The organism is Streptomyces aurantiacus (assembly GCF_001418335.1).
Taxonomy (GTDB): domain Bacteria; phylum Actinomycetota; class Actinomycetes; order Streptomycetales; family Streptomycetaceae; genus Streptomyces; species Streptomyces aurantiacus.
On the sequence record NZ_LIPP01000153.1, the window covers coordinates 1 to 6,133 of the forward strand.

Annotated in this window: 3 protein-coding genes; 1 reads left to right on the forward strand and 2 read right to left on the reverse strand. The window is 73.2% G+C overall.

Annotated elements, in window-relative coordinates; translation table 11 throughout:
* Positions 1–242: 242 nt before the first annotated feature.
* Both AOK01_RS21200 and AOK01_RS21205 read right to left on the reverse strand, forming a co-directional pair.
* Positions 243–3,155, reverse strand: a complete 2,913-nt coding sequence (locus AOK01_RS21200; RefSeq protein WP_382032965.1) for a helix-turn-helix transcriptional regulator — start codon at positions 3,153–3,155, stop codon at positions 243–245.
* A 183-nt stretch (positions 3,156–3,338) separates the two neighbouring features.
* Positions 3,339–4,211, reverse strand: coding sequence for a helix-turn-helix transcriptional regulator (locus tag AOK01_RS21205; protein WP_107099871.1), 873 nt, complete (start codon positions 4,209–4,211; stop codon positions 3,339–3,341).
* Positions 4,212–4,353: 142 nt separating this feature from the next.
* Here AOK01_RS21205 and AOK01_RS21210 point away from each other — a divergent pair, with 142 nt between their 5' ends.
* Positions 4,354–6,048: an AMP-binding protein gene (locus AOK01_RS21210; RefSeq protein WP_055514048.1), complete on the forward strand. Its 1,695-nt coding sequence runs from the start codon at positions 4,354–4,356 to the stop codon at positions 6,046–6,048.
* The last annotated feature ends 85 nt before the right edge of the window (positions 6,049–6,133 follow it).

The window sequence follows — 6,133 nt, forward strand, 5'->3', positions numbered from 1 at the left end:
CGCGCGTGTGCGTAATGAGGGAACTCCCTCCCGCCGGTGACGAGGGATAACCCTCGGTCATCCGGCCGGAGGTCGCGGGCGGCTCCCGGCCGGGGGTTGTGGGTCGCGTGGCCGCCGGTGGGGGCTGGTCGCGCAGTTCCCCGCGCCCCTGGAAGCGACGGGATTGCGCTGTTCCCCGCGCCCCTAGAAGCGACAGGATTACGCCGTTCCCCGCGCCCCTGGAGGCACAAGCCAGGGCGAGTTCACTCGGCGCGGTGTTGGCCCGCTGCCAGGCGTACGATGTCGACTCGGGAGCGGATTCCCAGTTTTCGGTAGACGCGGGTGAGGGTTGCCTCGACCGTCTTCACGCTGATGAACAGGCGCGCGGCGATCTCGCGGTTGGTGGCGCCCTCCAGGACGAGTGCCGCGACCTGACGCTCCGTCGAGGCCAGCCGGTCGAGGTGCGGCAGCACGGACTCGGGGGCCGCCGGAGCGGGGACGGAACGGGAAGCCGAAGCGGTCGGCGGGGCCGTCGCGATCGCGTCCAGTTGCCGCAGCCACGGCATCGCCTTGCAGCGGCGGAACAGCCGCGCCGCCTCGTCGTACGAGCCCCGGCCCGACCGCTCCGCGCGCAGCCGGGCCAGCGCGAAGGCGGCCCGCGCCTCTTCGAGTCCGTAGCCGAGCTGGGCCAGCCTGTCCTGCGCCGAGGTCAACTGCTGTGCCGCCGCCTCGTGGTGGCCGGCCGCGGCCTTCACCAGGGCCTCGGCCCGGTCCAGTACGGCCAGGACGCTCGCCCGCCGCAGCCGGACCGCGTGCTCGCGCGTGGCCGTGATGACGTCCTGCGCCTCCGCCGGCTCTCCGATGAGGACGAGCGCCTCGGCCAGGTCGCCGTGCCAACGGCCCCGCGCGGGGTCGAAGATGCCGAGCCCCTGCTCCAACTCCCGGGCCCTGCGCAGCGACTGGACCGTCCCGGCGGCGTCCCCCGCCACCAACTGCGCGTGCCCGAGCGCGCCCAGGGCCCGCGAGAGGTAGATCAGGTCGCCGTCGTCCTCGGCACGCCGCACCGCGTCGCCGGCCAGCACGAGCGCCCGGTGCACATCGCCGCCCGCGGCCTCGGCGAGCGAGGTGAACATGTTGCCCGCGGCCTCGCCGATGCCGGTGTCCCGGGCGAGCCGCAGACTCTCATGGGCGAGATCGAGCGCCCGGCCGCAGTGCCCGGCGCGCAGTTCGGTCTCGGCCAGCCCGCGCAGGAAGTGCACCTCGCTCTCCACGATGCCGCGCCGGCGCACCTCACCGAGCAGCCGGGTGATGGCGACCCGGGCGTCGGTGAGCTGGTCGCTCATGATCAGCCAGCGGAAACGGGTGGCACCCGCGCCGTTGTGGTCGCAGGCGACCCGCAGGTCCTGCGGTTCAGCGAGGGCCTTCTCCAGTGTCACCGGGGCCGCGGGGTGACCCATCAGGGTCTCCATCTGGGCCTGGAACGACAGCGCCAGCAGCTCGGTGCTCCGGTCGCCCGCGGTGGCGGCGAGCCGTGCCGCGCGGGCGGCCTCCTCGCGGCCCTTCTCCATGGCGCCCTCCACCAGCAGCGCCCGCCACGCCAGTTGGTAGCGGACCAGCGCGAGCAGCCGCGGATCGTCGCCCGCGTCCGCGAGGGCCTGCGGGAACACGGCGTCGACGTCGGCCATCGCCTGCCCGGCCGAGTCGATCACGACCATCCAGGCACGTACGCGGACGGCCGGGTCCGTCGCCCGCTCCAGGACGTCGCGGGCCACCTCGCGGGCCAGGTCGATCTCGCCGGAGGTCCGGGCGTCCTCCGCGGACCGCAGCCGCCTCTCGTCCGCGCCGGGCTGTGCATCCGCCGGGGTGTGCCGGGCGGCGAGCAGCCCGAGCCGGGCCGCCACCGAGGGCGCGCCGCGGTCCCGGGCCAGTGCCGCCGCCTCGGAGAGCCGCGCGGCGACCTGCTCGTCCGTGCCGGTGGTGGCCAGCGCGAGATGCCGGGCCCGCTCGATCGGCTCGGAGGCGGCCGTGGACAGGGCCGCATGCACGGCCCGCCGCTCCTGGGGCGTCGCCTGGGCGTACAGCGCGGCCGAGACGAGGGGGTGCGCGAACCGCACGGCGCTCTCCTGACCGTCCGGACCCTGGCCGTCCGGACCCGGCGCGGCCACCAGTCCGAGCGAGGCCGCGAGGGCGATCTCCGACTCGGCGTTCGTCCGGCCGGCGGCCGCCAGCAGCGCCTGGGTGGGGCGGGCACCCGCGCTCGCCACGAGGAGCGTCTGCCGGGCCTCGGCGGACAGCAGATCCAGCCGGCTGAGCACGAGGGCGCGCAGCGAGGTCGGCACGGGCAGCGGCTCGCCGGGCCGGGGCGGCGTCGGGCTCTCGGCCAGGGCGCGGCCGAGCTCCAGCGCGAACAGCGGGTTGCCGCCGCTGGTGTGGTGGATGTCCCGCAGCGTCGAGCGGCGCAGACCCGAGTATCCGCGGGCGGTGAGCAGCTCGGAGACCTGCGGCCGGGACAGCGGTGCCAGCCGCAGGGCCAGCGCCTGAGGCGGATACGCGCGTAGATACAGGTCGTGCTCCCGCTCCTTCGGTTCTGTGCCGGTGCGCACCGCGCCGAGCATCCGCACCGGCATGCCGCCGAGGCGCCGGGCGGCGAACCCGAGCAGTTCGGCGCTGGGCGCGTCCAGCCACTGCAGGTCGTCGGCGACGAGGAGCACAGGGCCCTTGGCCGCCAGTGCGCGCAGCACCGACAGCACGGCGAGCCGCAGCGCGAGGCCGTCCTGGTGCAGGGACGACTCGGCGCGCCCGGTGAGCGCCGCTTCGAGCGCGGCCTGCTGCGGGGCGGGCAGCGCGTCCGCGACCTCGTCGGCGACCAGGCCGAGCAGGTCGACCAGCGCCAGGAACGGGAGATGTGATTCGGACTCGGTGGCGGAGCAGCGCAACACAGTCCGGGTCGATTCGGCATATTCCGCGGTAATTGCCCGCAGGACGGTCGACTTTCCTATTCCGGGCGGACCGTGCAAGAGGAGGCTGCCCCCTCGGGAGAACTGGTCGCGTGCTCGTCCGAGCAGCTCCTCCTGGCCGATGACCTGCTCGCTGACCTGGCCGGTGACCTGCCCCCCGACCTGCTCGGTGACCTGTTCGGAACGGGGTCTGACAGGCTCCTCGAAATCCCGTCGCACGCGCACCGCTCCCCTCAAGTCGTGTCCGGATCAATATTATGCAAAGAGGACCTGAATTTCGGGGGGTTGCACCGTGAGGGAAATAACAGAGATCACAGGGACGCGGTGTACGGGATTTCAGGAGCGGGGCCTGTCCATGTACGTATGTAGTGCCGGGAGGGAGCGCCGGGGAGGTCCGGACCCTTACGGCAGCAGCCCCGCCCGTCGAGCCGCCACCACGGCCTCCAGCCGCGTGCGCGCGCCCAGCTTGCGCATCGCCGACCGCAGATAGGCCTTCACCGTCTCGGCCCGCAGCCCCAGCCGGTCCGCGGCGGCCGCGTTGGTCGTACCGACGGCCACACAGGCGAGTACGTCCAGCTCACGCGGGGTGAGCCGGACCCGCCTCGCCGACCGCGGCGGACCGGGCGAGGCCGCCAGCGTCTCGCAGACCGAGAGGAGCTCGGCCCGCAGCACCGGGTCCGCGACGCGTGGCGCCAGCGCGCGCAACGCCCCGTACGCCTCCCGGAGCCGCTCCCGCGCCGAGCTCTGCGCCCTCTCGGACGTCCCGGACCTCTCATGCCCCTCGGCCGCCCCCAGCGAGCGCGCCGCCGCCAGTAATCCGTACGCCTCGTCCCGTACGACCAGTGACTGCTCCAGGTCCCGCGCCGCCTCCACCGCCGCGGAGAGCGTACGGTCGCCCAGCGGCTGGACCGAGCGCAGGGCGCCGTACAGGACACCGCGCACCCGGCGCCGTACGACGACGGGCACCGCGAGGACGGACCGCAGTCCCTCCGCGGCGACCGCGGTGTCGTACTCGTGACTGATCCTGCGGGACGCGAAGTAGTCCGACACGGCGTACGGCCGGGCCAGGGCGGCCACCTTGCCGCCCAGCCCGTTGCCCGACGACACCGCGAGCGCGCTCAGAGACGTCGTCCTCGTACCGTTCAGCTCGCTGATACGGACCTGGTCGCGGCCCGGCTCGACCAGCCCGCCGAAGGCCACGACAAGCCCCGTCTCCCGCCGCAGCCGCATCAGCGCGCCGCGCATCTGAGCCGCCTCTGCCGCGTCAGTCGCCACGTGCTCGTCCCTTCACCGTCTCAGCGTCTCACCGTCTCGCCGTCGCACACCCCCCCGTTCGGGGGTGGTGAGATGCGCATGAGGGATTACACGATGTGCGAGGGCCGCCCGGCAATGGCCCGGGACCGAGGAGGACGGACGGATGACTACGACGCCGACAACGCCGACGACGCCGACGGAGCGCTTCCGTAGCGCGCGGGACTTCCTGCTGGAGCACCGCGAGGACTACGACACGGCCTACGAGGGGTTCTCCTGGCCCCGTCCGGAGCACTTCAACTGGGCGCTCGACTGGTTCGACGTCATCGCGGACGGCAACGACCGGACCGCCCTGCACATCGTCGAGGAGGACGGCCACGAGACGAAACTGTCCTTCGCCGAACTGTCCGCGGGCTCCGACCGCGCCGCGGTATGGCTGCGCGAACTGGGTGTACGCGCCGGGGACCGCATCCTCGTCGTGCTCGGCAACCAGGCCGAGCTGTGGGAGACGGCGCTGGCCGCGATGAAACTGCGTGCCGTGGTCATCCCCGCCACACCGCTGCTGGGCCCGGCCGATCTGCGCGACCGTGTCGAGCGGGGCCGGGTGCGGCACGTCGTCGTGCGCGCCGAGGACACCGGCAAGTTCGCCGAGGTGCCCGGCGACTACACGCGTATCGCCGTCGGCGGCGAACAGCCCGGCTGGCACGCGTACGAGGACGTCCGGGACCGCGGCTTCGGCCCCTTCGAACCGGACGGCCCGACCCGGGCCGACGACCCGCTGATGCTCTACTTCACCTCGGGCACCACCGCCCGGCCCAAACTCGTCGAGCACACCCATGTGTCGTACCCCGTCGGCCACTTGGCGACCATGTACTGGATCGGTCTGAAGCCCGGCGACGTACATCTGAACATCTCCTCGCCCGGCTGGGCCAAGCACGCCTGGTCGAACCTCTTCGCCCCCTGGAACGCGGAGGCGACCGTCTTCATCCACAACTACACGCGCTTCGACGCGGGCCGGCTGATGGCCGAGATGGACCGGGCGGGGGTGACGACGTTCTGCGCGCCGCCCACCGTGTGGCGCATGCTCATCCAGTCCGACCTGAGCCGCCTCGGTACGCCCCCACGCGAGGCCGTCGCCGCCGGTGAGCCGCTCAACCCCGAGGTCATCGAGCAGGTGCGCAGGGCCTGGGGCGTGACGATCAGGGACGGCTTCGGACAGACCGAGACGGCCGTCCAGGTGTCCAACAGCCCGGGCCAGCCACTGAAGACGGGGTCGATGGGGCGGCCGAGTCCGGGCTACCGCGTGGAGCTGCTCGACCCGGTGTCGGGTGCCCCGGGCGCGACGGAGGGCGAGATCGCGCTCGACCTGTCCGTGCGGCCTGTGGGCGTGATGACCGGCTACCACGGCGACGCGGACCGCACGGCCGAGGCGATGGCGGACGGCTACTACCGCACCGGTGACATCGGCTCGCGCGACGCCGACGGCTACCTCACGTACGTGGGGCGCAGCGACGACGTCTTCAAGGCCTCCGACTACAAGATCTCCCCGTTCGAGCTGGAGAGCGCGCTCCTGGAGCACGAGGCCGTCGCCGAGGCCGCCGTCGTGCCCGCGCCGGACGAACTGCGGCTCGCCGTCCCGAAGGCGTACATCGTGCTGGCCGAGGGCTGGGAGCCGGGACCCGACACCGCGAAGGTGCTCTTCGAGCACGCGCGCCGGGTGCTCGCCCCGTACAAACGGATCCGCCGGCTGGAGTTCGGCGAGCTGCCCAAGACCGTGTCCGGCAAGATCCGGCGCATCGAGCTGCGCGAGGCCACCGCGGCGGGCTCGGACGCCGAGTACCGGGAGGAGGACTTCCGGTGACCCGACCCGACTGACCTACCTCAACCGGCGTCCGTGGCCTTGTACATGCACACCCGGGGCCAGCGGTGCAGGCCGTGGTCGGCCT